The 3601-nt window shown below is 39.0% G+C and carries 2 protein-coding genes; both read left to right on the forward strand.

All coding sequences use genetic code 11. The features are described from left to right. The first annotated feature begins 284 nt into the window (after window positions 1-284). Window positions 285-1808, forward strand: a complete 1524-nt coding sequence (locus IQ211_RS18340; RefSeq protein ID WP_189760743.1) for a hypothetical protein — start codon at window positions 285-287, stop codon at window positions 1806-1808. Window positions 1809-1961: 153 nt separating this feature from the next. Beyond that, window positions 1962-3470, forward strand: coding sequence for a hypothetical protein (locus tag IQ211_RS18345; RefSeq protein WP_189760742.1), 1509 nt, complete (start codon window positions 1962-1964; stop codon window positions 3468-3470). Window positions 3471-3601 lie beyond the last annotated feature (131 nt).

Below are 3601 nucleotides of genomic sequence, written 5' to 3' on the forward strand. Positions count from 1 at the left end.
GTGTGATGCTTTCCAGTGTAAATATTAATGATTAGGTTGATGTGATTATTGTTTTATATTATTCACACTTGATTTTATTTGTTTGAATGAAATCTGATTTTCAAATATAATTTAAATTAGCCATTCAGGGATGGCGGTATTTTATTTATTGCAAAGTAAATCATAAATATAAATTCTGTCATTCCTGTGATATTTCGATAAAGAATCAAAACCTTCTGTTGACCATCACTATAGAATATGGTTTTCAGTGAAAAATAAATTTTATACTTTTAAAGGGTAATATAATGGCTAACATGACAACAGTTCCTGCTGATGGTAAAAATATTATCAAAGGGCAACCCTTCAGTGTGGTTGTTTCAATAAGTGGTGAAGCTAATATTCAAAATACTGTGGAGGTCAGTGCTGTTCTCCCACCCGGTGTGAAATTACTCAAGACATTCCCCGGCAAAGTTGATAAAAAAATATATTCTCAACAACTGATATTTCAGGCCGATGAAAGCAGCGACGCTCACAAAATCAGTTTTACCTCAAACTCACAGAGCAAAGTACATACGGATGTAACCTACCATCCTGTCGATAATCCAGACTTGAATCCCGATACTTGTGTACTGAGAGGAGCTGCGGCTTATTTGTATGACTCTAAGCCTGTTGGATTAACGGGTTCTGGTCCAGGGAAGGACAACCCATTCGTTTCAGCATCAATCAATCCAATGTTAAATCAGGGAGGGGGAGCAATTTCAAACTATGATATTCCCCTTCGTACAACAGCTCCGCTGCGAATATACACAGAGGACGTGGATGAAATTTTCCCTTATGATATTGACCGGGATAATAATTTTTATTACTACCTGATTCAAAAAACATCAAGTGCAGCGGTGAACCTAAAAATATATGCTACTCAGAATGTACATAAGTTCGTTACGCTTGATACGATATTCAATGATGAGAAATACAGTCAAAGGCAAATCATATTTATTACGACTGTTTCGACTGATGTATCCGACAGCCTGGAGCCACCAAACATTGAAGAAACATATTTTTCTTCTACTTTAACAAGGCCGGAGCAACAAGTGGATGAGTTTACGTTCATGGTTCCGAGCTACGAGGGAGCCCAAATCGGCGATTTTATCATCGGGTTTGTAACGGACGATAAAAAAGACACTTTTAAGAAGGGGCTCTTCGTTGGGCAGCTAACAACTGAAGAAAGCGGATCTTATAGGTTGAAAGCCGATTACAACGACCTGTATTCGGGTGATAATCATATCAGCTATGTTACGCTTAACCAAACAGGTATGCCAGTAAGATCCAAGCTTAATTACATATATTATGATAATGGCGGTATTAACGGTCCAAGTTCCTTTGATGGACACCGGACTCTGGTTGCCCCAGAAGTATATGACCAGTACGGTCAATATATTGGCAGATTCGACCCAATTAATATCTACAGTATCGGTACAAAAGGGCTTGAGGTTTGGTTGCTATCCGATCCCACTAATCCAGATCATACCATCGCCGTAGGTGATCAGATCACGATTACAGCCTATATCTCACATTGCGTTGATACTTTCTCACCAGCACGTCCCTTACCGATTGTGGTGGTTGAAAATCACCCTGTGAAATCGACAGAAATAATAAAAAATGGCGATTATAAGTATTATAAGGCTACCATCATGCCCGATAAATTGATGGGGTATGACAGAGCCGATGGTTATGACGTAGGAGTGCTCACAATAGACTACAGCCGTCTTGCTCAGAAGCAGAAATCGAAAATTTTCACTAGGAGTTTTGGTACAGTCGAACCTCACTAACCTGAATGTGTGACAGCTAATAGTGACTGTTATTGGCTGCCACCTTTTATCAATATGTTTCTTTCGAAACAGAGTTAATATCCATTATTGAACATACCTAGAGAATGTGATTTCAAATTAAGAATAAACATAATATCTTGAAAGGATAATATAATGGCTAACATGACAACAGTTCCTGCTGATGGTAAAAATATTATCAAAGGGCAACCCTTCAGTGTGGTTGTTTCAATAAATGGTGAAAATAATATTCAGAGTACTGTGGAGGTCAGTGCTGTTCTCCCACCCGGAGTAAAATTACTCAAGACATTCCCCGGCAAAGTTGATGAACAAATATTTTCTCAACAACTGATATTTCAGGCCGACGAAAGCAGTGACACTCACACAATCAGTTTTACCTCAAATTCACCGAGCGGAGCACATACGGATGTAACCTATCATCCTGTCGATAATCCAGACTTGAATCCCGATACTTGTGTACTGAGAGGAACTGCGGCTTATTTGTATGACTCTAAGCCTGTTGGATTAACGGGTCCCGCCCCAGGGAAGGACAACCCATTCGTTTCAGCATCAATCAATCCAATGTTAAAGCAGGGAGGGGGGGCAATCTCAAACTATGATATTCCCCTTCGTACAACAGCTCCGCTGCGAATATTCACAGAGGACATGGATGAAATTTATCCTTATGATATTGACCGGGATAATAAGTTTTATTACTACCTGATTCAGAAAACATCAAGCGCAGCGGTGAACCTAAAAATATATGCTACTCAGAATGTACATAAGTTCGTTACGCTTGATACGATATTCAATGATGAGGAATACAATCAAAAACAAACCATATTTATTACGACCGTTCCGACTGATGTATCCAGCAGCCTGGAGCCACCGAGCATTGAAGAAACACTCTCGTCTTCTACTTTAACAAGGCCGGATCAAGCGGATGAGTTTACGGTCATGGTTCCGAGCTATAAGACAGCCCAAATTGGTGATTTTATCATCGGGTTTGTGACGGACGATAAAAAAGACATTTTTAAGACAGAACTTTTCGCCGGGCAGATAACAAGTGAAGAAAACGGATATTATAAATTTAAGGCCGCTTACAGTGACCTGTATTCGGGTGATAATCATCTTTGCTATGTTGCGCTTGACCAAACAGGTATGCCAGTAAGATCCAAGTTTAATTACATCAATTATGATAACGGTGGTATTAATGGCCCGAGTTCTAATGATAAACACAGAACTTTGGTTGAACCAAAGGTGTACGATCAAGACAACCAATTTATTGGTCTATATGATCCAATTAATATCGATAGCATCGGTCAGAAAGGCCTTGAAATCAGATTGCCATCTGACCCTAACGATTACGAACATACTATCGCCGCCGGTGATAAGATAACAATTACCGCCTATATTTCACATTGCATTGATACTCTACCGGAGAAAAATCGTCCGATGCCAATTTCTGTTCTTAAAAATTATATTGTTCAAAAGAGTGAAATATCCAATGGCTATTTTAAGTTTCAGCTAACTGCCGACAAGTTAATTGGGTATGCTGTTGCAGATGATTACGATGTAGGGTTAATCACAATTGTCTATAGCCGCCTTGCTCCGGCCCAAAAATCGAAACTTTACACTAGAAGTTTTGGTACTGTTGCACTTTAACCAGAATAATGGAAAGTTATAATATGTCAGTAAATAATATAATAATGGATGAAGTGCTCATCCCTCCAAGTTTACCACAAAGCCGTAATAATATTATTGACGAATCAGAACTAGATCAAAATATACTAGTG

Origin of the sequence: Xenorhabdus griffiniae, assembly GCF_015163655.1 — a bacterium.
Taxonomy (GTDB): Bacteria; Pseudomonadota; Gammaproteobacteria; order Enterobacterales; family Enterobacteriaceae; genus Xenorhabdus; species Xenorhabdus griffiniae.